This is a genomic window from Mycolicibacterium insubricum (assembly GCF_010731615.1).
Lineage (GTDB): Bacteria > Actinomycetota > Actinomycetes > Mycobacteriales > Mycobacteriaceae > Mycobacterium > Mycobacterium insubricum.
In genome coordinates this window covers 654,364-678,844 of sequence record NZ_AP022618.1, presented here as the reverse complement: position 1 = coordinate 678,844, position 24,481 = coordinate 654,364, and the positions used below count along the sequence as shown (strand labels likewise).

Below are 24,481 nucleotides of genomic sequence, written 5' to 3'. Positions count from 1 at the left end.
CAGGTTCTAGTGCGGGGCGCCGGCGATCTGCCAGTCCGCGGCGGCCCGGCGCTGGTCCCAGAACTCGGCGAATCGGCCGCCCCCGGCGAGCAGCTCGTCGATGCCGCCGTCCTCGACGATCCGGCCGCCCTCGATGAATAGCACCCGGTCGGCGCCGGCGATGCTGGCCAGCCGGTGGGCAACGATCACCCGGGTGCGCGGGCGTGCGTCGTCGGTCAGGGCCGCGACGATCGCCGCCTCGTTCTCGGTGTCCAGGGCGCTGGTCGCCTCGTCCACCAGCAGCACCGGTGCCGGTTTGAGCAGTGCCCGGGCGATGCCCACCCGCTGTCGCTCGCCACCGGACAGCGCCGATCCGCCCTCCCCGACCGGCGACCGGTCGCCGTCGGGCAGCCGGGCCAGCAGCTCGTCGACTCGGGCCAGGCCGAACGCCTCCCGCAGTGCGGCGTCGTCGGCGCCCGGATGGCCGACGAGGACGTTGTCGGCAATGGTGCCGTCGAACAGATACGAGTGCTGGAACACCATGGACACCGCCTCGCGCCGCGCCTCCGGATCCATCTGGGCCAGGTCGACGCCGTCGAACCGGACCGCGCCGCGGTCGGGTTGGTAGAGCCCGGCGATGAGCGACAACACGGTGCTCTTGCCCGATCCGGACGGGCCGACGATGGCGGTCGTGGTGCCCGGCTCCAGTGCGAAGCTGATGTCGTCGAGCACCCGGTCGTCGTCGGAGTAGCCGAAGCCGACGGAGTCGAATTCGATTCGGGGCGCACCGGTCCCGGCCGGTCCGCGGTCTCCGGCGGCCAACGTCGGCGCGTCCAGCACCGCCTGGATGCGGCGCAGCGTCGCGCGGGTGGTGTCAATGCCGGGGGCCAGCTCGCTCAGCGCGGTGAACGGTTCGAGGTAGCGCACCAGCACGACGATCAGGGCGACGGCTTCCGGTGCGCCGAGCTGGCCGCGCACGGTCAGCACCGCGGCGGCCCCGGCGAACAGGATCAGCGCGAGCTGGCTGGCGATGCTGAACAGGATCTGCCCCGGGATCTGCATGGCCAGCAGCCGCATGGTCGCGCCGTGCTGGGCGTCCAGCGCGGCGCCGGCCATGCTGCGGGCGGGCGCCACCCGTCGGGCGGCGCGCAACGCGGCCTGGGTGCGGGCGAATTCGATGATCCGCTCGGTCAATTCGGTGTTGCTCTCATCGGCCAGGGCATCGGCGTTGCGGCTGAGCCGGATCGAGGCCCACATGGCGGCGAACAGCACCACCACACCGGCCAGCGCCGCCAGCCCCAGCGGAACCGAGACGGTGGCCGCCAGCGCCAGCGCGATCACCGCCGGCAGGGCCATCGCCCCGAGCAGCGGGGTCAGCAGGTAAACGATCATGCCGACCAGCTCCGGTCCGGTCGCCGCGATCGCCGACCGGGTGGTGGCGGTGTTCTCGGCGGTGAACCAGCGCAGCTGCACCTGTGGCAGCCGCTCGGCGAGGTCGCGCTGGCTGGAGTCCAGGACGCCGAAGCCGAGCGTGAAGCCCAGGCGCGACGCCGCGGCGTCGATGATCCAGCCGCCGACGGTAGCGACGGTCAGCCACCCCAGCCAGGGCACCGCCCGGTGGGAATCGTCGCCGAACAGCGCCGCGACGAACGGCACCAGCAGCACCGCCGATGCGGCGCGCAGCAGCACCGACAGCATCGTCAGTGTCAGATAGCCGTACACCCGGCCGCGGCTGCCGGGCGGCATCAGGGCCAGCAGGGTGCGGATCATCGGTGACTCCCCTCGGTGACGGCGGCTTCGGTGCCCGCGCCGGCCATCGAGCGGCCGGAGTCCCACAGTGCCCGGTAGCGGCCCCTCGCGGCGAAAAGTTCGTCGTGCGTCCCGGTTTCGACGATCGATCCGGAGTCGAGCACGACGATCTGGTCGGCTCCGGTGATGGTGTGCAGGCGGTGGGCGATCACCAGGACGGTGCGGTCGCGGGTCAGCCGGTCCAGTGCCTGTTGCACCTGGTACTCCGATTCCGGGTCGGCGAACGAGGTGGCTTCGTCGAGGATGAGGATCGCGGTGTCGGCCAGGATCGCCCGGGCGATGGTCAGCCGCTGCCGCTCGCCGCCGGACAGCGCGGCGTCCGGGCCCAGGACGGTGTCGTAGCCGTCCGGCAGGGCCATGATGCGGTCGTGGATCTGGGCGTCGCGGGCGGCTTCGCGGATCTTCTCGAGCCCGGCGTCCGGATCGGCGAGCGCGATGTTCTCGGCGACGGTGCCATGGATCAGCTGGGTGTCCTGCAGCACGAATCCGACCCGGGCGTACAGGTCGTCGGCGGGGAACTCGCGAATATCGGTGCCGCCGACGGTGATTGCGCCGCGCTGGACATCGTGGAAGCGGGCCAGCAGTGCGGCGAGCGTCGACTTGCCCGAGCCGGACGGGCCGACCAGCGCGGTGACGGTACCGGGCCGCAGGGTCAGGTTGACATCGCAGACCACCGGAACGTCGGGTCGGTAGCCGAAGGTGACGTCGCGGTATTCGACGGTTCCCGCCCGGGTTCCCATCGCGTCCCGTGCCGGCGCCGCCGGGGCGTGGGTCGGGGTGCCAAGCTCCGGCGCATCGAGGGTGCCCTGGATTCGGCGGGCGGCCTGCATTCCGGTGCTGATACCGGACAGCCCGTAGCCGATGCCCAGCAGCCGGGCACCGAAGGTGGTGCCCAGCAACAGGAACGGCAGCAGATCCACCGGGTTCATCCGGTGCGTGACGATCAGCGCGGTGCCCAGCGCCGCGATCAGCCAGAGGAACGTCGACGGCCTGGTGACCAGGTCCATCCACGTCTTCTTCCCGACGAACGGGCGCTGCCAGTCCACCAGGAACGCGAGGTACTCGTCGAGACGGCGGCGGAAGCCCGAGGCGGCGGCACCGCCGAAGATCCGCACCACCGGTTGCCCGGCCAGGTAACCCCCGGCCTCGGTGCCCATCTTCTCGGCCCAGCGCTGGGACTGCGGGATCTTCGGGCCGGACTGGATCGACATGGTGACCATCAGCACGATGTACACCAGCACCGGTGCCAGCAGCAGCAGGGCGATTCGCCAGTCGACCACGAACAGGTAGACCAACACGGCGACCGGGGCCACTACGGCGTTGACGGCGTCCGGGATGGCGTGGGTGATCAGGTAGTGCAGCGCCAGCGGATCGTCGGATACCAGCTGCTTGACGCCGGCCGACCCGCGTTCGGTGAACCAGCCCAGCGGCATCCGGGACAGCTTGTCCAGCAACCGGACCCGCAGACTGCGCGCGAATCGGGCGTCGACGACGTGCAGCCACAGGGTCAGCGCCGCACCCAACAGGGTGCCGGTACCCAACAGCCCGACGGCGACCAGGCCCAGGGTGCGCAGCCGATCCGGTTCGGCGCCGGACAGCAGCAGCCGGGACAGTTCGACCAACAGGACGAAGGGTGCCAGCTGGACGAGGGTGATGACGGCCTGCAGCACGCCGGACAGGATCAATTGGGTGCGCAGCGGCGACAGCAGCCGGCCGGCACCCTGCTCCTTCCAGTTGCCGCGGGGCACGGCCTCGGCTTGGGCGACATCCGGTGCCGGCTCGACCGCTGATTCCGGCCGCACTGAATCGGCGGCCGGTTCAACCGCCGCCGGCTCGTCCCCGCGGCGTTTACCCATCTCCCGGCCCACCGTCCAATAGGCCTGCGCGTGGATCTCGGTCTTCGGGAAACCGAAGTCGTTGCGCAACCGGGGGCGCAGGGCCTTGAGGGATCCGGCTTCGCAGCCGACCCAGGCGTACCAGTTCGACCAGTCGCGGGCCTCGACGGCGGCGGCCAGCGAGCCGGTGTCGTGGCGCTGCACCCGGTGCAGCCGCAGCCGCGGGTGCTCTCGGATGGGGATCAGTTCGTCGTCGGCGTCGTGGGTTTCCAGGTAGCACTCGACGGGGATCGACGGCGGGATGACCTCCAGGATGCTGTTGATCGCGGGCAGTGAGGCGGAGTCGCCGATCAGCAGGTACCCGGCGGGTGGTTCGTCGGCGACGTGGAACCCGACCGAACCCATCACCATCACGGCCAGGGTGTCGCCGGAGGTGGCCGTGCGCGCCCAGGCGGTAGCTGGGCCGGACGGTTCGTGCAGCACGACGTCGACGGCGAAGGTGCCCGCTGGCTCGTCGGCCTCGGAGAGGGTGTAGGCGCGCTGAAACTCGGTGGAGCCGCCGTCGGGGTCGGGGAACCAGAACCGCAACCAGGCGGTGGGTTCGACGGCGAGGTCCTCGAAGACCGTCGGGGCGGTGAACCTGACCCGCACCACGTGCGGAGCCACCATCACCGTGTCGGTGACGGTGACCTGATGGTCACGCGCCCCGAATCCGCGCAGAAGCGCACCCTGTAAACCGCGGGCCATGTCGGTCCTTCCCGTCGTAGTGCCGTCGCAACGCCACGACCCCCACCTACCCTAAGGTTAGCCTTACTTTCATTCGGGGTGGGGTTCAGGCCCTGCTACCGGACTCCTCATCCTTGGCGTGCTCAGGTTTCGTCGTCTTGGGCGTGGGTCCGAATCGCCCCCCTGCCCGGGCTGCACCCTCTACGGTCGAGGCCATGAATGCGCTCGTGATCCGCAGCGCCCTCGTCGCCACCTTCGGAGCGCACCGGTGACCGCCCGGGTGCTCAGCGTCGGCGAGGCGGTGTTCGACATCGTGATCGGTCCGGACTCCACCTCTGAACACATCGGCGGCAGCATGCTCAACGTGGCGGTCGGGCTGGCGACGCTGGGCCAGCCCGTGAGCCTCTGCTCGTGGTGGGCCCACGACCCGCACGGCGAGGTACTCGCCCAGTACGCGCGCCAGGCCGGTGTCGAGATCACCCCCGGCACCGAGACCGCCACCAGCACCCCGGTGGCGCACGCGCGGCTGGACGCCGACGGTGTGGCCAGCTACGAATTCGACCTCACCTGGGCGGTCCCCCTGCCGCCGGAGCCGTCCCGGTTCGGGCACCTGCACACCGGCAGCTTCGCCGTGACACTGGAGCCAGGAGGTTCGACCGTACTGGAGCTGGCCCGACGGATGCGCCATCACGGCACCGTGTCCTATGACGCCAACATCCGGCCGGCGCTGATGAAAACGCCCGCGGTGGTGCGTGATCGGGTCGAAGCCATGGTGCGGGCAGCCGATCTGGCCAAGGCCAGCGAGGAGGATCTGGACTGGCTGTACCCCGGCTCCACGATCTCCGAGGTCATGCACACCTGGGCCAAGACCGGTCCGGCGCTGGTGGTGATCACCCGGGGACCCCAGGGTGTCAGCGCCCTGTTGGCCGGCCACCCGGAGATCGTTCACCTCCCCCAGCGCCCGGTCGCCGTCGTCGACACCGTGGGCGCCGGGGACTCTTTCATGGCCGGGCTGCTATCGGGGTTGTTGGACAGCGAACTGCTCGGTTCGGTGTCCGCGCGCAGCCGGTTGTGCGGAGCCGATTGGTCACAGGTGCGCCCCGCGCTGCAGCGGGGACTGCTGACCAGCGCTCTGACCGTCGGCCATTCCGGGTCTTACGCCCCCTCGTTGGACGAGGTCGCGGCCACCGCGCGATGACGCGCTCAGGCCTGGATCCAGGTTAGCGCCTCGCGGATCCGATCCGGGATGGGCACGGCCCGACGGCTGTCCCGGTCGACGAAGACGTGCACGAAATATCCTTCTGCCGAGGGTGATTCGACGTCCCGGCCGAAGATGGCAATGCCGTAGGTGACCGAGCGGGCCGAAAGCCGGTCCACCCGTAGTGCCGCGCGGACCTGGTCCGGGTAGGCCAGCGGCGCCCGGTAGTTGCATTTGGATTCGACCACCAGGCCGATCACCGGTGACGTGGCGATGTCCAGTCCGCCCTCGGTGATCAGGTAGTGGTTGGCGACGGTGTCGAAGTAACTGTAGTAGGTGACGTTGTTGACGTGCCCGTAGACGTCGTTGTCCATCCAGCGGGTGGTGATGGGCAGTACGTACCGGTAGTCGTCGATGGTCACCGCGTTGTCGGTCTTTGCGTTGTCGTCGGTCATGGCGCTCACCAGTATCGCAGGGCGGCGCCGAACAGGTCGGCGAGTTGTTCGCGGGTGATGTCCACCGGAGCGTTGCTCAGCAGTCGCTGCTGCGGCCAGGTGCCCGCTACCAATGCGGCGCAATCGGTTTCGCCGTAGCCGACGCCGGCCAGACCGTTGGGCAGTCCGACATCGCGGATGATCCGGATCAGCTCGCCGGCCAGTACCTCTCCGGCATCATCGGGGGTGGCCGACCGGGTGTCCGCGCCCAGCAACGCGGCGGCCTCCAGGTGACGCTGCGGTGCGGTGGGCGCCAGCGTCCGGAACACCGCCGGCGCGTTGAGCACGACGGCCATGCCGTGCGGCACCAACGGCTCGGTGCTGAGGTAGCCCGCGGGCGTGAAGTCTCTGACCAGCCCGGCCACCGCATAGGACATGGCGTGCGGAACGTGCACCCCGGCGTTGCCGAAGGCGATGCCGGCCAGGGTGGCGGCCCACATGGTCTGTTCCCGTGCCTCGCGGTCGGAGTCGTCGTCGACGGCACGCTGCAGGTAAATCCCGAGCAGTCGCAGCGCCTCCCGGGCACCGAAGTCGCTCCATGGGTTGGCCCCCTGGCTCATCGGCCTCAGCTGCGGTGCACCGGTGACCGGTCGTCGGAAATACGGTCGCGCGGTGAAGGATTCCAGGGCGTGCGACAGTACGTCCAGACCGCTGCAGGCGACGACGGCACCGGGCAGCGTGTCAGTGGCGTCCGGGTCGATCAGTGCCTCGGACGGCCGCAGCGCCGGTGCGGCGATTCCGGTCTTGGCACCCATGGACAGCAGGTCGAAGATCGCGATGCCGGTGACCTCGCTGCCGGTGCCCGAGGTGGTGGGGCAGGCGATGTGCGGGGCCAGCGGGCCGGGCACCGGCGCGCCCGCGCCGACCGGTGCGTTCACGTAGTGCAGCAGGTCCGCCGGGTGGCTGGCGTAGAGATTGGCGGCCTTGGCGGTGTCGATCACCGACCCACCGCCCACCGAGACGTACCCGTCGGCGCGCGCATCGACGGCGAATGCCACGGCAGCGGAAAAGGATTCATCGGTGGGTTCTACGCGTACCTCGGCGTAGACGAGGACATCGAGCCCGGCGGCGCGCAGTGAGTCGGTGGCCGCAGCGAAGAACGGCAGCCCGGCGATAACCGGATCGGTGAACACCGCCACCCGCGACATGCCCAGCGAGCGGGCGCGCTCGCCGAGTTCGGCGATGCAGCCGCGCCCGAAGGTGATCCGGGAGGCATCGACGGTGAATGCGCCGTCGCCGGCCAGATCCCCGTGCTCGCAACAACTCACCGTGTCTCCATCCCGCTGCCAGTCAGCCGATCACACCCGCGTCGTGCAGTCGGGCGAGCTCGGCCGCGTCCAGGCCCAGCACCTCGCCGAGCACCCGGTCGGTGCTGTCACCCAGCCCTTCGGCGACCGCCGTCGGGCCGTAATCCCCGTGTTCCCGCAATGGGTTTCGCGCCGAGATCACCTGCCCGATGCCCGGCTGGTCGACGTCGGCGACCACCGCCGAGGAGCGTCCGGCCGCCAGGTCGGCGACGACGTCGCTCACCCGGCGGTAGCGGCTCCACAGCACGCCGGCGGCGTCCAGGCCGTCGGCGACCTCGGCGCCGGTGCGTGCGGCGAACCAGGGCCGCATCAGCGCCGCGAGCACCTCGCGGTGCTCGTAGCGCTGCGCCTCGTCGGTGAAGTCGGTGCCCAGCACGGTCGCCACCGACGCGGCCGCGTCGGTGATCCCGGTGGCGGCGCACAGTGCCTGCCATTGGCGGCCGGTCAGCGCGACCACCATCACCCGGGCGCCATCACCGGCGACGAAGTCGACGCCGAAGGTGCCGTACATGTAGTTGCCGTGGCGGGGCCGGTCACCCTGCTCCCGGGCCTCGGTCAGCCAGCCCATGTTGGCGACCCCGGCCAGCGCGACGTCGGCCAGCGCCAGTGCGAGATCGGATCCCTCGCCGGTGCGGTCGCGGTGGCGCAGCGCGGCCAGCAACCCGGTGGTCGCCGTCATCCCGGCGATCAGGTCCCAGGCCGGCAACACGTGGTTGACCGGGGTGTCGGTGTCGGCCGGTCCGGTCAGCGCGGTGATGCCGACCTCGGTGTTGACCGTGTAGTCGACGGCCGGGCCGCCGTCGGCTCGTCCGCCGATGTGCATCCGGATGACATCGCCCCGCCGCTTGGCCAATTCGTCGTACGCCAGCCACGGCCGGCCCACCTGGTTGTCGACGACGATCCCGGCGTCGGGTCCCGGGGCGGTCGCCAGCGCCAGCACCAGTTCCCGGCCCTGCGGGCTGCGCACGTCGATCTGCACCGACCGTTTGCCGCGGTTGAGCGCGGACCAGTACAGGCTGGCGCCGGTGCGCGCCGACACCGGCCACCGGTGGTAGTCCGGCGCGCCGCCGGTCGGATCGATGCGGATGACCTCGGCACCGAGTTGCGCCAGGGTCATGCCGGCCGAGGGGCCGGCGACGAAGCTGGCGAATTCGACGATGCGCAGGCCGCGCAGTGGTTGCGTGGTCATCGCGGCGCACCGCCGCGGTCGGGTCGGGCGCCGCGAAGCCGGAAGTTACAACTCATCGGATCACCGTAACGTTTCAGATCTTGTTGCGGGCGATCAGCTGCGCGGCAATGACATTGCGCTGGATCTCGTTGGTGCCCTCGCCGACGATCATCAACGGGGCGTCGCGGAAGTAGCGTTCGACGTCGTACTCCTTGGAGTAGCCGTAGCCCCCGTGCACCCGGATGGCGTCCAGCGCGATCTGCATGGCGGCCTCCGAGGCGAACAGCTTGGCCATCCCGGCCTCCATGTCCGCCCGCTCGCCGGCATCGAGCTTCTCGGCGGCGTTCAGCGTCAGCAGCCGCGCCGCCTGTTGTTTGGTGGCCATGTCGGCCAGCAGGTTTCCCACCGACTGATGCCGCCAGATGGGTTTGCCGAACGACTCGCGCTGCTGGGCGTAGCGGACGGCGTCGTCGAGGGCGGCCTGGCCGACGCCCAGCGCGCGGGCGGCGACCTGGATGCGGCCGACCTCCAGCCCCCGCATCATCTGCCCCCACCCGGCGTTGGGCACCCCACCGAGGATGTCGGCACCGGCGACTCGGTAGCCGTCGAAGACGACCTCGCACGCCTCGACCCCGCGGTAGCCCAACTTGGGCAGCTTCTTCGACACGATCAGACCGTCGCCGGGCTCCGCCAGGATCACGCTCATCCCCCGGTGCGCCGGGCAGGCCCCGCGGTCGGTGATGCACAGCAAGCCGAACAGCTGCGCGTGCGCGGCATTGGAGATCCAGGTCTTCGACCCATCGATGACCCAGTGGTCGCCGTCGCGCACCGCGCCGGTGCGCATGGCCTGTAGGTCCGACCCACCGCCGGGTTCGGTGAGCGCCATGGTCGCCCGGATGGAACCGTCGGCCATACCCGGCAGGTAGCGGCGCTGCTGTTCGGCGGTGCCGAAGGTGCGGATCAGGTAGCTGATCACCGAATGCCCACCGATCGCCCCGGCCAGGCTCATCCACCCGCGGGCCAGTTGCTCGGTGACCAGGGCGAAGCATGCGGTGGAGACGTCGACACCACCGAACTCGGCCGGTACCAACAGCCCGAAGAAGCCGAGGGCCTTCATCTCCTCGATGAACTCCTCGGGGTAGATGTCGTCGGCCTCGAAGTCGCGGACCCCGGGCCGGACCCGCCGGTCGACGAAGTCGGCGACCAGTTCCACCATCTGCTGTTCGTCGCCGGTGAGGTTCATGCTCTTTTCTCCTGACCTCGACTCCCGCGGGGACTCATACCCGCCCATCTTCGTCCTGCCTGCCGTCCGTGGTTACATGCAGGGGCAGGCTAGCGAGGGAGACACACGATGAGTTCAGGGCTGTTGGCGGATAGGACGGCGGTCATCACCGGCGCGGCGCAGGGTATCGGGTTCGCCATCGCCGCACGGTTCATCGACGAGGGCGCCCGGGTGGTGATCGGCGACATCAACGCCGAGGCCGCCGTGGCGGCAGCCCGTGAGCTCGGCGGTGACGCGGTGGCCGTCGGGGCGGGTTGCGATGTCACCTCGGCCGCCGATGTCGAGGCGCTGCTGGCGGTGGCGGCCGAGCGCTTCACCCCGGTGGACGTGATGGTCAACAACGCCGGCATCACCCGGGACGCCACCATGCGCACCATGACCGAGGAGATGTTCGACCAGGTCATCGCGGTGCATCTGAAGGGCACCTGGAACGGCACCCGGTTGGCCGGGGCGATCATGCGCGCCAACGGCGGCGGCACCATCGTCAACATGTCGTCGCTGTCGGGCAAGATCGGCCTGGCCGGGCAGACGAACTATTCGGCGGCCAAGGCCGGCATCGTCGGGTTGACCAAGGCCGCCGCCAAAGAACTCGCCCATCTGGGCGTGCGGGTCAACGCCATCCAGCCGGGTCTGATCCGCACCGCGATGACCGAGGCCATGCCGGCCAAGGTGTGGGAGCAGAAGATGGCCGAGATCCCGATGGGCCGCGCCGGTGAGATCGACGAGGTCGCCAAGGTGGCACTGTTCCTGGCTTCGGACCTGTCGTCGTACATGACCGGCACGGTGCTGGAGGTGACCGGCGGCCGGTTCATGTGATGGCCTCCACGACGACGGTACCGGTGATCGCGCTGACGGGGTTCCTGGGCGCGGGCAAGACCACTCTGCTCAACCATGTGCTGCGCCGCCCGGACGCCCGAATCGGGTTGGTGATCAACGACTTCGGCGCCATCAACGTCGACGCCGGGCTGGTCACCGGGCAGATCGACGAGCCCGCGTCGATCACTGGCGGCTGCATCTGCTGCCTGCCCGACGACGGCGGCCTGGACGAGGCGCTGGCCCGGCTGGCCGATCCCAAGCTGCGCCTCGACGTCATCATCGTGGAGGCCAGCGGTGTCGCCGAGCCGGCCGCACTGGCCCGGATCATCCGGTTCTCCGGCGTCGACAATGTGCGCCCCGGCGGAGTCGTCGACGTCATCGACGCGGTCAACCACTTCGACACCGTGGACCGCGACGGGATGCCGCCGGCCCGCTATGCGGCGGCGTCGCTGGTCATCGTCAACAAGCTCGATGCGGTGCCCGACGGCGAGCGATCCGAACTGCTGGACCGGATCACCGAACGGGTGCACGAGCGCAATCCCGGCGTGACGGTGATAGGCACATCCGGCGGCCGGATCGACCCCGCGTTGCTTTACGACATCGCCGACGACGCCCCCGACGGTCAACTCTCCCTGCGGGATCTGCTGGTCGAATCCGACGACCACGGGCACGATCACTGCGGGCACGACCACCACGTGCACGCCGACGCGGTCACCGTCGCCGGCACCGGTTGCGTCGACGCGAATGCGGTGTTCGACCTCCTGGAGAATCCGCCGCCCAGCGTCTACCGGATGAAGGGCACCATCGCCGTGCAGTACCCGAATACGGTGCGCCGCTATCTGGTGAACCTGGTCGGTTCGGCCGTGCACATCGCACCCGCACCGGCCGGTTCGACGCAGACTCAGCTGGTGGCCATCGGCGCGGAGCTCGATACCGACGCGGTGGCCGCGGCTCTGCGCACCGCACTGGCCGCCGTTGCCGGACCCGCGTCATCCACCGCGGTCAAACGGCTGCAACGCTATAAGCGGCTGAGCATCTGACTGATCAACCATCCGCCCATCGCGCGGCAGTGATCAGAACCACCCCAGGCGGGCCAAGGTGACCGGGTTCTCGTAGGGTGGACCCATGGATGTATCGCCGGCGAAGGCCACGGGTGAGGCCGCCGCGCCGGCTGCAGCCATGAGCGACGTTCTGCTTCGCGCCAGCATTTTCCAGGGTGTCGATCCCGATGCCGTCGCCGCCCTGTACGAACAACTGCAGCCGGTGTCGTTCCCGCGCGGCCATCGGGTGTTCCGCGAAGGAGAGCCGGGCGACCGGCTGTTCATCATCACCTCCGGAACGGTGAAGATCGGCCGCACCTCCCCCGACGGCCGGGAGAGCCTACTGGCGCTGCTCGGGCCGTCGGACATCTTCGGCGAGCTGGCGATCTTCGATCCGGGCCCGCGCACCTCGACGGTGACCGCGCTGACCGAGGTGGAGGCGGTCAGCATGGACCGCGAGGCCCTGCACAGTTGGATCACCGGCCGCCCGCAGATCGCCGAACAGCTGCTGCGGGTACTGGCCCGACGGCTGCGCCGCACCAACAACGCACTGTGCGACCTGATTTTCACCGATGTGCCCGGCCGGGTCGCCAAGCAACTGCTGGATCTGGCCAATCGCTTCGGCAGCCCCGACGACGGGGCCGTGCGCATCGACCTGGTGCTGACCCAGCATGAGATCGCGCAGCTGGTCGGTTCGTCGCGGGAGACCATCAACAAGGCGCTGTCGGATTTCGCCCAGCGCGGCTGGATTCGTCAGCAGGGCCGGACCACCTGGATCACCGATCCGGCGAAGCTGGCGCGCCGCGCCCGGATGTAGCGCTACCCGCGACTGCCCGGGCCCTGCTCCGGCAGGTCTACGGCAGCGTCGTCTTCATCAGCATGACGTTGTAGGCCGACCACAGCGACAGGTTGTAGTACAGCTCCTTGCCCGTCGACCACGGGTGCAGGTACGGCGCGTACGCGCCACCCGGGGTGTCCCCCGCGGACACCACGCGCGTCGGCGGGCTCCACGGACCCTGGGGCGCCGGCGCGGTGCGCAGTTCGACGTCGCCGGCCTCATTGCCGTACATCATCAGGAATTGCTTGAGGTAGGTGTTGTACTGGGCTGACATCTCGCCCACCGAACCGTCGACGATGGGTGCCGCGGCACCGGGATTGCCCGGCACCCAGTTGCCGCCGTCCCAGTACTGGTAGTGGCGCAGATCGGGCACCTGGCCCTGGGGCACCCGGGACACATATGCCGGGCCGCTGCGGCCGGCCGGGGTGCCGAACGAGTAGACGAAACCGTCGCCGCCCTTGACGAAGGCGCCCTGCTGGAATCTTTCGTTGCCGGGCGTGTATTGGGTATTGGCAACGTTATTGGGCTCGGGTGTGCGGACCGTACCGGGGTAAACACCCCAGTTCTGCCCGTTGTCCGGGGACACCGCGATGGCCGAGAAGTTGGTGGTCCAGTGGCCCGGGCTGTCCCAGCTGCGGATCGACATGAAGTTCATGTACTGCACGTTGCCGACCGAGATACCGGCCGTCGGGATGATGCCCTTCTCCGTCGGCGCCCACTTGATGCTGTTGACCACCTGCTTGGAGTACCCGGTGGCGACCTCCGGCGTTCCGGCGTACCGGTTGGTCATCGACCCCGGCGCGACGTTGATGCCGCGGGACAGGCTGCGGTCCTGGGTCCGCAGCAGCACGTTGTAGCGCCACTGCTGGCCGCGCACGCCGCAGTAGCCGTAGGTGTCACCGAACGCCATCAGTACCTGGTTGTTGCCGGGATCGCCGTTGTCCCACATGATTCCGAGGTCGGTGCCTGAAACCCCGAACTTGTTCAAGGTGTTGGCGGCGCTGTCGACGCCGGTGACCCAGCCGATGATCGAGGTGCCCGGCCCGGCTCCCATCTCTGGGTGCGGAACCTCCTGGGTGGGCACGGTCGGTTCGACGGCGCGCTGCTGCGGCACGGTCTGCGGAGCGGGTTGGGGTGCGGGGGTGACGGCCGCGCGCTGGCGCGCCTTGGTCGGGTTGAACGCGTCGATGAGATCCCGGGACAGCTTGCCCAGCTTGGGCAGCGGCGCATTGTTGTTCGCGTTGGCCGGCCGGTGCCCCGACGGCGCCTCGCCGCCGTTTCCACCCAGCACCGACGGCGAGGCTTGCGGCGGCATCGCACCGGCGGCTGCGCCCGAGCAGGGATCGGCGGCAGCCTGAGGCAGGACTCCGACCAGCGAGTTGATTCCCAGCACGGCGACCGTGGTCGCGGCCAGGGCAATCCGGGTGCGCGGCGGCATCTCTCACCTTTCCGGGGAGTTCGGACGTCGCGCAGCACTGCGGGGTATCGACGTCGGCAGTGTTGCCGGACGGGCAACACTTCCTGTGACACTAGTGACGAATGAGTCCCATGGGGCACGCGATGCGTAAAGGCGATGGACCCGTGACCATGTCGCAACCAGGAATCACAACAATGTAAGACCCCTTGTGCATTCGCCCCTTCGTGCATGCGCCCACCGCGCATGCGTAGCCTCACGTCCATGTCTCTGCGAATGCGTACCGTCGCCGTCATCGCCGGCCTGGTGCTGAGTTGTTGGCCGGGCTCCCCCGCAGCCCCGGGTGCGCGCGCCGACACCGGGGTCGCCGGAAAGACCGTCGTCCTCGATCCCGGCCACGCCGGCGGCAACGACGGCAACCTGAGCCGGCAGGTTCCCAACGGCCGCGGCGGCACCAAGGACTGCCAGACCACCGGCACCAGCACCGACGGCGGGTACCCGGAGCATTCGTTCAACTGGGATGTCGTGCAACGCATCGACGCCGAACTGCGTGCCCTCGGCGTGCACACCGTGCTGACCCGTTCCGACGACACCAGCCCCGGGCCGTGCGTCGACTCCCGCGCCGCCACCGCCAATGCCGCGCACCCCGACGCCATCGTCAGCATCCACGCCGACGGCGCGCCCGCCGGTGGCCACGGCTTCCACGTCAACTATTCCGCGCCGCCGCTCAACGACGCCCAGTCCGGGCCCGCCGTGCAGCTGGCCACCACCATGCGCGACGCGCTGGCCGGCGCCGGCCTGGCCGAATCCACCTATCTGGGCAGCAACGGTCTCTACGGCCGCTCGGATCTGGCCGGGCTCAATCTCGCGGACTACCCGGCGGTGCTGGTCGAGCTCGGCAATATGCGCAATCCCGGCGATGCCGCCGCGATGACCTCCGCCGACGGCCGGGCCCGCTACGCCGAAGCCGTCACTTCCGGGATCGTGGCCTATCTGCAGCGCGGCGCCACCGGCTGAGACCGGCGGCGCCGCATCCGCTCAGCGCTTGAGCGGACTGTAGAACACCAGCCCATTGCCCTTGTTGTCGTACACCACGGCGCGGCGCTCGTGCGCATCGTCGTACGGGCCCTTCACAATCGCGCCGCCGCTGGCCTCGATGGCCTTGGCCGCACCGTCGACGTCGGCGGTCTTGATGCCCACGACGACCCGCCCGGGAATCGGGTGGTCGATGTCGGTGGCCAGTGCCAGGGTCACCGGCCCGCCGTCGAGCGCCGCGAAGTGCGCGCCGTCGCGGAACTTCAATCCCATGCCGAGGGTCTCGCTGTAGAACTTGATCGACTCGTCCAGGTCGTCGGTGGACAGAATGATCATCTTCACTTCGTGGTCACTCACCGGATCTCCTATTCCTTTGCCGTGCCTTCATGTTTCACCCTATGACGCGATCACCGGCGTCGAGCCGGGATCGGCCGATCCCTCGCGGCGAGGGGACCTCGGCCCTCGGTAGCAGGGCTAAGGACCATAGACTTGCCATCATGACCTCTACCTCCGGCGCCGCGCTGCCCTCCGGTCAAGATCTCGACAACGCCATCGCCGAGGGACGGCGCGCCTACCAGCTGGACCGCGCGCACGTCTTCCACTCCTGGTCGGCGCAGGCGCAGATCAACCCGATGACCATTCTGGCCGCCGAGGGCTCCTATGTCTGGGACGGCGACGGCAACAAGCTGCTCGACTTCTCCAGCCAGCTGGTCAACACCAACATCGGTCATCAGCACCCGAAAGTGGTCGCCGCCATCGCCGAGCAGGCGGCCAAGCTGTGCACGGTGGCACCGCAGTACGTCAACGCCGCCCGCTCCGAGTGCGCCCGGCTGGTCGCCGAGCGCACCCCGGGCGACCTGAACCACGTGTTCTTCACCAACGCCGGCGCCGACGCCGTCGAGCACGCCGTGCGGATGGCCCGGCTGCACACCGGCCGCTACAAGGTGCTGGCCCGCTACCGCGGCTATCACGGCGGTACCGATACGGCGGTCAACCTGACCGGTGACCCGCGCCGGTTCGCCAGCGACCGCGGTGCCGCGGGCGTCGTGCATTTCAACGGCCCGTTCCTCTACCGGTCGTCGTTCTACGCCGAGACCCCCGAGCAGGAATCGCAGCGGGCCCTGGAGTACCTCGACCGGCTGGTGCAGATGGAGGGCCCGGACACCATCGCCGCCATCATCCTGGAATCGGTGCCGGGTACCGCCGGCATCATGGTTCCTCCGCCCGGCTATATGGCCGGGGTCCGGGAGATCTGCGACCGCCACGGCATCATGTTCATCGCTGACGAGGTGATGGCCGGTTTCGGCCGCACCGGCAAATGGTTCGCGATCGACAACTTCAACGTCGTCCCGGACCTGATCACCTTCGCCAAGGGCATCAACTCCGGCTATGTGCCTCTGGGTGGGGTGGCCCTCAGCGACGCCATCTACAAGACCTTCGCCGATCGCCCCTACCCGGGCGGGCTGACCTACTCTGGTCATCCGCTGGCCACGGCGGCCGCGGTGGCCACCATCAACGCGATGGAGGACGAGGGCATGGTCACCAACGCCGCCCGAATCGGCGAGCAGGTGCTCGGTCCCGGCCTGGCCGAGCTGGCCACCCGCCACCCGTCGGTCGGCGAGGTCCGCGGCCTTGGTGTGTTCTGGGCGATCGAGCTGGTCACCAACGGGGAGACCCGGGAACCGTTGGCGCCCTACGGCGGTACCAGTCCGGCGATGAACGCCGTGGTCGCCGCCTGCAAGGCCGGCGGCATGCTGCCGTTCGCCAACTACAACCGCATTCACGCCGTGCCGCCGTGCAACGTCTCCGACGACGAGGTCGCCGAGGGCCTGCGCATCCTCGACGACGCACTGACCGTCGCCGACGGCTACACGGTCTGACGACCCGGGCGGTTTCGCCGGGACGCGGCGCGCCGCTGCCGATCGAGCGCGATCGCGGTACGTAAGTGGATGGGCGGCCCGCCGACGGTCCTTCGCGCCGCGTCCATCCCGGATTTCTCGCCCTAGCCGTTTCACCGCACCCTTCTCCGCCCTTGCCTGCTACCCCGGTGGGGTATATGGTCGGATATATACCCTAGGGGGGTATGAAAGAGGTCTGATGATGACGGAGTGCAACGGATGAGCGCGGCGGGACGCATCGCGGCCTTCGGCGCAGCGCTGACGGTCGCGTTCGCCGGCGCATACGCCGCGGGCGCTGCATTCGTCCCGGACGGCACGGCCGCCTCGTGGCAGGCCCGCAGCGAGCACTCCGACGCACACGGGCCCCACACGGACGGGACCCACACGGACGGGACCCCGGCGGGCCTGTCACTGAGCCGGGACGGATACCTGTTGGCCCCCGTGCAGGCGCCCGGGACTCCCGGCGTCGACGGGCGATTGAGTTTCACCGTCCTCGGACCGAGCGGCGCGCCGCTGCGGGACTACGCAAGCACCCACGACCGCGATATGCATCTCATGGTGGTCCGTACCGACGGCTCGGGGTTCCGCCACGTTCACCCGCAGCTGGATCGGGACACCGGCGTGTGGTCGTTGCCGTGGCGGTGGGAACGGGCCGGAACCTATCGAGTCTTCACCGATTTCCAGCCGGAGGACACGAAAGACGCTCCCGCGCTGACCTTATCGAGAACCGTCGAAGTCGCCGGCGCGATGTCGCCGACCGAGCCCGGCCCGGTTCGCAACGCCTCTGAGGTCGACGGCTACACGGTCACCCTGACCGGCGACCTCACCGCCGGCGCCACCGCGCCGTTGACCGCCGAGTTCTCCCGCGGTGGTGAACCGGTCACCGAGTTGTCGCCCTACCTGGGCGCATTCGGGCACCTCGTCGCCCTGAGGGAGGGCGATCTGGCCTTCCTGCACGTGCACCCCACCGGCGCCGAGCCGGCCCCCGGTAGTCGTGGCGGGCCCGCGATTTCCTTTGCCGCGCAGGCCCCGACGTCCGGCCGGTACCTGCTGTACCTGGACTTCCAGGTCGACGGCCGGGTGCACACCGCGACATTCGTCGTCGACGCCGCCGCCGCGCCAAGGAATGTGAGCGCCGAGAACCCATGAGCACCACCGCTTCGGCCCACGACTCCGATGTCGTCGAGCTCGACATCGGCGGTATGACCTGCGTGTCGTGCGCCAACCGGATCGAGCGCCGGCTCAACAAGCTCGACGGCGTGGTGGCCACGGTCAACTACGCCACCGAGAAGGCCTCCGCCCGGGTTCCCACCGGCTACGGCCCCGCCCGGCTGATCGCCGAGGTGGAGAAGACCGGCTACACCGCCGCGCTGCCGCCCGAGACCGCCGGCACCGACGACGCCGACCCGGACGACGCCGACCCGGAACTGGCGTCCCTGCGCACCCGGCTCATCGTGTCGGCGGCACTGGCAATTCCGGTGATCGCGACCGCGATGATCCCGGCGTGGCAGTTCACCTACTGGCAGTGGGCCTCGCTGACACTGGCCGCGCCGGTGATCATCTGGGGCGCTTGGCCGTTCCATCGCGCAGCCTGGATCAACCTGCGCCACGGCGCGGCCACCATGGACACCCTCATCTCGCTGGGCACCCTCAGCGCGTTCCTGTGGTCGCTGTACGCGTTGTTCTTCGGCACCGCCGGCGTCCCGGGGATGACCCACCCGTTCACCCTGACACTGGCGCCCTCGGACGGAGCGGCGAACATCTATTTGGAGGTCGGCGCCGGGGTCACCGTGTTCGTCCTGGCCGGCCGCTACTTCGAGAAGCGGTCCAAGCGCCGGGCGGGAGCGGCGCTGCGCGCTCTGCTGGAACTAGGCGCCAAGGACGTGGCGGTATTGCGGGACGGCACCGAGCACCGCATCGCTATCGGAGACCTGGCCGTCGGCGACGAGTTCGTCGTCCGGCCCGGGGAGAAGATCGCCACCGACGGCCGGGTGGTGTCGGGCACCTCGGCCGTCGACGCGTCCATGCTGACCGGGGAATCCCTACCGGTCGAGGTCGGCCCCGGGGACCCGGTGGCCGGGGCCACCGTGAACGCCGGCGGGCGGCTGGTGGTGCGCGCCACCCGCGTCGGATCGAATACCCAACTGGCCCAGATGGCCCGGATGGTCGCCGACGCGCAGACCGGCAAAGCGCCGGTGCAACGGCTGGCCGACCGGATCTCCGGGGTGTTCGTCCCGATCGTCATCGCGGTGGCCGTGATGACTCTCGGCGCCTGGCTGGGTGCGGGATTCCCGGTCACCGCCGCCTGCACCGCCGCCGTCGCGGTGCTGGTGATCGCCTGCCCGTGCGCGCTGGGTCTGGCCACCCCGACGGCGCTGCTGGTCGGCACCGGCCGCGGCGCCCAGCTGGGCATCCTGATCAAGGGGCCCGAAGTCCTGGAGTCGACGCGCAAGGTCGACACCATCGTGCTGGACAAGACCGGCACCGTGACCACCGGCAAGATGACGCTGGTCGATGTGGTCACCGAACCCGGGACCGACCGGGGCGAGGTGCTGCGGCTGGCCGGGGCACTGGAGAGCGCCTCCGAGCACCCGATCGCCGCGGCCATCGCGGCAGCCGCCACCGCGGAGACCGGAGCGCTCCCGCAGCCGGAGGATTTTGCCAGCGCGGCGGGCCGGGGCGTCGAGGGAACCGTGGACGGCCATGCCGTCGTCGTCGGGCGGGAATCGCTACTGGTCGACAGGTCGCAGCGGCTGAGCCCGGGGCTGGCCGCTGCGAAGTCTGCCGCCGAGGACGACGGCCGGACCGTCGTCGCCGTCGGTTGGGATGGTGCAGCCCGCGGCATCCTGCTGATCGCCGATGCGGTCAAACCCTCCAGCGCCGAGGCGATCGCCGGGCTGCGCCGCCTCGGTCTCACCCCGATCCTGCTGACCGGCGACAACTCCGCCGCGGCCCGGCGGGTCGCCGGGGAAGTCGGTATCGACGAAGTGGTCGCCGAGGTGCTGCCCGCAGGCAAGGTCGATGCGGTGTCCCAGCTGCAGGCCGCGGGCAAGGTGGTGGCGATGGTCGGCGACGGCGTCAACGACGCCCCCGCGCTCGCCGCCGCGGATCTGGGCCTGGCCATGGGGACCGGCACCGACGTCGCCATCGAGGCCGCCGACATCACCCTGGTCCGCGACGACCTGACCGGTGTCCTCGACGCGATTCGACTGTCTCGACGGACGCTGAGCACCATCAGGGGAAACCTGTTCTGGGCGTTCGCCTACAACATCGCCGCCATCCCGGTTGCCGCCCTCGGCATGCTCAACCCGATGCTCGCCGGTGCCGCGATGGCACTCTCCAGCGCCTTCGTCGTCGGGAACAGCCTGCGGCTGCGGAGCTTCACGGCCACGCGGACCCAGCCGTTCAGCTGACTGGTACGGCCTTGTCGTCACAACTTGAAAACGACACAGTCACAAAGCGATTCGGCCTCTCGCCTAGACGGCCATCACAGTCGATCCTGATTGCAGAGTCATCGCGCGCCCGCGCGTTGCCCGGTTGCGCAGATCCGACGCCCCCATCGCGGCGGCCGAGCGCGTCCGACGAGAAGAGGTTGCCGTGTTCAAGCCCGCCCACATCAGCGTCCATGCCGCACTGGGCATCGGCCTGTGCGCCGCGGCGCTCACCCTCGGTGCGCAGGCCTCGGCGGATCCGCTGAGCACCGGCGGGTACCACTGCGTCGAGGCCGTCGGGGCCGACGGAGCCCCGTGCGCGGTGGCCGCCGCGGCCATCGCCCCCGCCCCGGTCGCCGCGCCGGTGGCCCCCGCGCCCGTCGCGGCACCGGTCGTCCCGGTGGTTCCCGCCGCGGCGCCGGTCGTCCCGCCCGTGGTTCCCGCCGCGGCTCCGGTCGTTCCCGCCGCCGCCCCGGTGGTGCCGGTCGCCGCGCCCGCCGCGGTGCCGGCGGCCGCTCCGGGCGCCCCCGTCGGGGGCGTCGCGACCGGCAAGGGTGCTCCGACCGTGGCTCCCGCCAACGACGGCCCGGCGTCGGGCGTGCCCACCCCGGCCGGCCCCGGCGAAGCGCTGCGCTGACCGGATTCGCTACTCCTGCACGATGACCGGGTCACCGACGCTGACGGTGTTGTAGTACCACTCAGCCTCGGTCGGCGCGAGGCTGATGCAGCCGTGGCTGACGTTGTCCAGGCCCATCGACGCCACGGCCCACGGCGCGGAATGCACGTACAGTCCCCGCCGGCTGATCCGGACGGCGTAGTCGACCTTCATCCGGTACCCGTCGTCCTCGGTGACCGGGATGCCGACGCTGCTGGAATCCATGGTGACCGAACGGTCTTTAGCCAGTACCGGGTAGGTGCCGACGGGTGTCGCGTATTCCGGCCGGCCGAGGCTCGCCAGCAGGGTGCCCTCCTCGCCGGCGTGCACCTGATGGTGCGGCGCGGGCAGACCGGCCGAGGACCCGTCGACGGTCACGGTGAACGTGTGCTGGGAGATGCTGGCGACGCCCACCACGGCCGGGCCGGTCTGGAATTCCGTCTTCCGGCCCGCCACAAAGAGTTTCACGGTGGCGTGCGCCGGCCAGAAGTGGTCGGGTTGCCAGGACAGGGTGCGGTCGTCGAGCCATTCGGTGCGGCCGGTGGTGGCCGGCGAGGATTCGATGTGCAGCGCCGCCTCGGCGGCGGCCCGGTCCCGGACCGGCGCGCCGAAACCGACAACGACGGGATGGGCGATGCCGACCGGTGTGAGCCCGCTGGGCTCGATCGAGGTGATCCCGGAGTCCAGTGGCAGGCGTACGGCTGCGATGTCGACGCTCGTCGCGCCGCCGGTGAACGTGGCGACGACGACGCCGACTGCCAGCACAGACCGAAAATTCGTCCGCATCGACCCGCTCTCTCAACTACCGACCCCACCCGCAACGGTGCCATCGTAGGAAATCGCGGAGGCAAATAGGCCTTGCGCGCATTGGTGTTTCGGTTAAGGATCCATCACGGTTCGGACACCACACAGACACCATGGGGGCGCCGGGCGAGGGCGCGTGCGATCAGGAGCTCTGCTGCCCCGCGTTGCGGGCCAGGTCGATGGCGTACTGGTTGACGAAGACGCCGGCGCCGGGTTCCCCACGGCCGCAAGACCCGTCGGATTCACCGACGCGCTTGATCCACAGGTAGGCGTCGGCGTGCTCACCGGCGGTATCGGTGGTCGGGGCGACGCCGAGCGCGCGACCGGGCGGATTGCACCAGTTCATCGGCGAATCATCGACCGGCCCGGAGCCGTTGCGGGAGGTGTCGATCACGTAGTGCGAACCGCCGGTCAACCCGGACACCGCCTCGCCATAGCCGATCGACTCGTCGGTGGTGTAGTAGTTCGTGGTGTTGAGGCTGAATCCCCGGGCGTGCTCGATGCCCGAGGCGTTCAGTCCGGCCGCGACATCTCCGGCGCTCAGCCAGCGCGGGTGTCCGGCGTCGATGTAGACCACCGCACCCGGGTTCTGGCTCAGAGTCTGGGCGGCGTAGCGGATCAGGTCGAAGCGTTCCTGCCGCTGGTCGGCGGAGAGGCAGCCGGCCATGGCGATCGCGTCGGGCTCCACGATGAACGTCGCGGGCGCGCCGCCCAGTCCGGCGGAGATGCCGTCGATCCAGGCGCGGTAGTCGGCTCCGGAGGCGAACCCGCCCGCGGCGTAGCTGCCGCAGTCGCGGTGCGGGATGCCGTAGACGGCGAAGACCGGCATGGCGCCGGCGGCCTGGGCGGCACCGGTGTATCGCGACACCACGCCGGTGACCGCTCCCGGTCCCCACGCCTGGTCCAGCCAGAAGGCCTGCGGGGTGTTGGCGACCCGGTTCAGTTCGGCGCTGTCCGGGTTGGCCCGAGCGGCCGCCATCGCCTTGGAGGCCGGGTCGACGTAGAACGGCATCCCGGCCAGCGGGTTGCCGTCGCTGACCAGGCGGATGGCCGAGGGTTCCGGCGACATCGGACTCACGGCCAGGGCGAGCGCGACGACGGTCAGCACGGGGGCGATGCAGCGGGTGAGCAGGCCGGAAACGGAGGAGATCACGTGCCCGAAACTATCGCCACCGCCCGCCCATCGGCAAACCGGGCGACCCCGGCTTCCCCTCGCCGGACCGCCCCATCAAACCGGGCGGGTCAGCCCAGAGCGGCGGTGCCGTCGGGCGCGACGGTCACCGGCGCCCCGGCGATGTCCTCGCCGGTGGCGGCCAGCGCCTGCGAGACGTCGTTGACGACGGCCAGTACGCGGGTGCCGGCCGGGGTGCGGGCGGCGACGAACACCTTCTCGGGGTTGCCGTCGCGATCGAACGGCACGGTCCAGGTCTCCACGGTTGCCGTCCCGGACCAGCCGTCCTCGGCGACGACGGTCGGTTCGGCGTCCACCGCCGGCTGCACGTCCGCCCAGCGGAAGGCCCCGCTGGGCGGTTCGGTGCTGTACACGCCGAAGCTGTGCTTGGTCAGGTAGCCGCCGTTGGCGGTGATCAGTCCGATCTGACCGGGGGTGGCGGTCAGCCGCTCGGCCATGGTGGCGATGGAGTGCGTCACGTAGTTGTTCCACGGCCCACCGGCGAAGGTCAGGCCACCGGTCACCGTCAGTGGCCGCTGCGGGTCGTAGAGGGCAAGCCCGAGTTCGCCGGCAGCGACCTGCACCGCGGACGGGAAGCAGGAGTAGACGTCGACCAGGCCGATGTCGTCCATGCCGCACCCGGCCAGTTCCAGCACCCGGCGCCCGGCAATCCGGATCGCCGGTGATCCCGCGAAGCTCGCCCGCTCGCCGATCGGGTAGGTGTCGTGCGCGTCGGTGCCGGCGTGCGGGAAGACCCAGCGTTCCCGCGGGATGCCCAGGGCGGTCGCCTTCTCCACGGAGGTCAGCAGCAGCGCCGCGCCCTGGTCGACCATGTTGTTGGAGTTCATCAGCTTGGTGTACGGCCAGCTGACCATCCGGTTGTCCGGGCCGGGCTGCCAGATCTGCTCGGCCGGCACCGCCTCCCGGCTCCAGGCGTGCGGGTTTTCCACCGCGACCGCGCTGAAGCGCGACCACAGCTCGCCGATGCGACGGCGATGCTCCTCGGTCGCCTCGCCGGCTTCGATGCGCAGCGCCTGCTCGAACATCGGGTAGATGTGCGACGGGGCGACCAGTCCGATGCGGATGTCGGCCGGGCCGGCCAGCGGGATTTCCGGATCGCTGGGCGCCTTCGGCACCGAGGGATCCTGCTCCGTCGCGGTCAGTCGCTCGCCGCGGGCCTTCAGCCGGTTCCGGGTGCGCCAGGTCTCCGCACCGGCGATCAGCACCGCGTCGTTGCGGCCGCTCTGGATGTCCAGGCAGGCCTGGTTGACCAGGGATTGCGGGACGTTGCCGCCGATCGGCGTGTACCGGGTCGACGCATCGGGCGCGCCGATTCGCTGGGCCAGCAGCAGGCCGGGATCGCGGTAGTTCACCGACAGCAGGTTCACGATGCGCACGGCGTCGACGGCCGCCAGAGCCTCGGGCGAGGCGGCGGCCCGGACGGCGGCCTCCATCAGCTCGACCGGTTCCCCGCCGGGGTTCTCGTCGCGCTGATTGACCTGCCCGTAGCCGACGAGCACCGGGGTGCGGGGATCAAGGGCCACTGCCGGATGCTCCGTCCTGCGGGGATGTCGGACGCGG

20 protein-coding genes are annotated in these 24,481 nt (G+C 70.1%); 9 read left to right on the top strand and 11 right to left on the bottom strand.

What is annotated here, in order from left to right; genetic code table 11:
* Window positions 1-6 precede the first annotated feature (6 nt).
* Both G6N16_RS03180 and G6N16_RS03175 read right to left on the bottom strand, forming a co-directional pair.
* Window positions 7-1,749, bottom strand: coding sequence for an ABC transporter ATP-binding protein (locus G6N16_RS03180; RefSeq protein WP_083031824.1), 1,743 nt, complete (start codon window positions 1,747-1,749; stop codon window positions 7-9).
* On the bottom strand, window positions 1,746-4,370 hold the full coding sequence (locus tag G6N16_RS03175; protein ID WP_163787754.1) for an ABC transporter ATP-binding protein/permease: 2,625 nt from the start codon (window positions 4,368-4,370) through the stop codon (window positions 1,746-1,748). Before G6N16_RS03175 ends, G6N16_RS03180 begins: the two co-directional genes overlap by 4 nt.
* Window positions 4,371-4,617: 247 nt before the next feature.
* On the opposite strand from G6N16_RS03175, the gene G6N16_RS03170 reads away from it, so the two are divergent.
* Complete coding sequence (locus tag G6N16_RS03170; RefSeq protein WP_083033934.1) at window positions 4,618-5,547, top strand: carbohydrate kinase family protein; 930 nt, start codon at window positions 4,618-4,620, stop codon at window positions 5,545-5,547.
* Between the two features lie 5 nt (window positions 5,548-5,552).
* On the opposite strand, the gene G6N16_RS03165 is transcribed toward G6N16_RS03170, so the two are convergent.
* The 4 genes from G6N16_RS03165 to G6N16_RS03150 all read right to left on the bottom strand — a co-directional run bounded on the left by G6N16_RS03165 (window position 5,553) and on the right by G6N16_RS03150 (window position 9,759).
* Window positions 5,553-6,002: an acyl-CoA thioesterase gene (locus tag G6N16_RS03165; protein ID WP_110810997.1), complete on the bottom strand. Its 450-nt coding sequence runs from the start codon at window positions 6,000-6,002 to the stop codon at window positions 5,553-5,555.
* Between the two features lie 5 nt (window positions 6,003-6,007).
* A complete protein-coding gene (locus tag G6N16_RS03160; protein ID WP_083033935.1) occupies window positions 6,008-7,309 on the bottom strand; it encodes a hydroxyacid-oxoacid transhydrogenase in 1,302 nt (433 codons plus the stop codon).
* 22 nt (window positions 7,310-7,331) lie between these two features.
* The gene (locus G6N16_RS03155) at window positions 7,332-8,537 is read right to left on the bottom strand and encodes a CoA transferase (RefSeq protein ID WP_083033936.1); all 1,206 of its coding nucleotides are present in this window, start codon (window positions 8,535-8,537) and stop codon (window positions 7,332-7,334) included.
* A 73-nt stretch (window positions 8,538-8,610) separates the two neighbouring features.
* Window positions 8,611-9,759, bottom strand: coding sequence for an acyl-CoA dehydrogenase family protein (locus G6N16_RS03150; protein WP_083033937.1), 1,149 nt, complete (start codon window positions 9,757-9,759; stop codon window positions 8,611-8,613).
* Window positions 9,760-9,867: 108 nt separating this feature from the next.
* Here G6N16_RS03150 and fabG point away from each other — a divergent pair, with 108 nt between their 5' ends.
* From fabG to G6N16_RS03135, 3 genes are all read left to right on the top strand, one after another.
* Window positions 9,868-10,614: a 3-oxoacyl-ACP reductase FabG gene (gene fabG, locus G6N16_RS03145; RefSeq protein ID WP_163787753.1), complete on the top strand. Its 747-nt coding sequence runs from the start codon at window positions 9,868-9,870 to the stop codon at window positions 10,612-10,614.
* Window positions 10,614-11,654 carry a CobW family GTP-binding protein gene (locus G6N16_RS03140; protein ID WP_083032999.1) on the top strand — a complete coding sequence of 347 codons (1,041 nt, stop codon included), beginning with the start codon at window positions 10,614-10,616 and terminating at the stop codon, window positions 11,652-11,654. Before fabG ends, G6N16_RS03140 begins: the two co-directional genes overlap by 1 nt.
* Before the next feature lie 139 nt (window positions 11,655-11,793).
* Complete coding sequence (locus G6N16_RS03135; RefSeq protein ID WP_083032998.1) at window positions 11,794-12,471, top strand: Crp/Fnr family transcriptional regulator; 678 nt, start codon at window positions 11,794-11,796, stop codon at window positions 12,469-12,471.
* 37 nt (window positions 12,472-12,508) lie between these two features.
* Here the strand turns inward: G6N16_RS03135 and G6N16_RS03130 are convergent, their stop codons facing one another.
* Complete coding sequence (locus G6N16_RS03130; RefSeq protein WP_083032996.1) at window positions 12,509-13,930, bottom strand: glycoside hydrolase family 183 protein; 1,422 nt, start codon at window positions 13,928-13,930, stop codon at window positions 12,509-12,511.
* Window positions 13,931-14,170: 240 nt separating this feature from the next.
* Here G6N16_RS03130 and G6N16_RS03125 point away from each other — a divergent pair, with 240 nt between their 5' ends.
* Window positions 14,171-14,923, top strand: coding sequence for an Rv3717 family N-acetylmuramoyl-L-alanine amidase (locus tag G6N16_RS03125; RefSeq protein WP_235674058.1), 753 nt, complete (start codon window positions 14,171-14,173; stop codon window positions 14,921-14,923).
* A 21-nt stretch (window positions 14,924-14,944) separates the two neighbouring features.
* Here the strand turns inward: G6N16_RS03125 and G6N16_RS03120 are convergent, their stop codons facing one another.
* Window positions 14,945-15,298: a VOC family protein gene (locus tag G6N16_RS03120; RefSeq protein ID WP_083032993.1), complete on the bottom strand. Its 354-nt coding sequence runs from the start codon at window positions 15,296-15,298 to the stop codon at window positions 14,945-14,947.
* A gap of 140 nt (window positions 15,299-15,438) precedes the next feature.
* Between G6N16_RS03120 and G6N16_RS03115 the strand changes: the two genes are divergently transcribed.
* The 4 genes from G6N16_RS03115 to G6N16_RS03100 all read left to right on the top strand — a co-directional run bounded on the left by G6N16_RS03115 (window position 15,439) and on the right by G6N16_RS03100 (window position 20,907).
* A complete protein-coding gene (locus G6N16_RS03115; protein WP_083032992.1) occupies window positions 15,439-16,821 on the top strand; it encodes an aspartate aminotransferase family protein in 1,383 nt (460 codons plus the stop codon).
* Between the two features lie 237 nt (window positions 16,822-17,058).
* Entirely contained in the window at window positions 17,059-17,988 is a 930-nt protein-coding gene (locus G6N16_RS03110) for a DUF8832 domain-containing protein (protein ID WP_083032990.1), read from the top strand.
* A complete protein-coding gene (locus tag G6N16_RS03105) occupies window positions 17,985-20,252 on the top strand; it encodes a heavy metal translocating P-type ATPase (RefSeq protein WP_083032989.1) in 2,268 nt (755 codons plus the stop codon). Before G6N16_RS03110 ends, G6N16_RS03105 begins: the two co-directional genes overlap by 4 nt.
* Window positions 20,253-20,436: 184 nt before the next feature.
* Window positions 20,437-20,907, top strand: a complete 471-nt coding sequence (locus G6N16_RS03100; RefSeq protein WP_083032987.1) for a hypothetical protein — start codon at window positions 20,437-20,439, stop codon at window positions 20,905-20,907.
* A gap of 9 nt (window positions 20,908-20,916) precedes the next feature.
* Here the strand turns inward: G6N16_RS03100 and G6N16_RS03095 are convergent, their stop codons facing one another.
* From G6N16_RS03095 to G6N16_RS03085, 3 genes are all read right to left on the bottom strand, one after another.
* Complete coding sequence (locus tag G6N16_RS03095) at window positions 20,917-21,711, bottom strand: L,D-transpeptidase (RefSeq protein WP_083032986.1); 795 nt, start codon at window positions 21,709-21,711, stop codon at window positions 20,917-20,919.
* 160 nt (window positions 21,712-21,871) lie between these two features.
* Window positions 21,872-22,882 (bottom strand): glycoside hydrolase family 6 protein, encoded by a 1,011-nt coding sequence (locus tag G6N16_RS03090; protein WP_234805992.1) that lies wholly within the window; start codon window positions 22,880-22,882, stop codon window positions 21,872-21,874.
* 89 nt (window positions 22,883-22,971) lie between these two features.
* Entirely contained in the window at window positions 22,972-24,444 is a 1,473-nt protein-coding gene (locus G6N16_RS03085; RefSeq protein WP_083032984.1) for an acetyl-CoA acetyltransferase, read from the bottom strand.
* Window positions 24,445-24,481 lie beyond the last annotated feature (37 nt).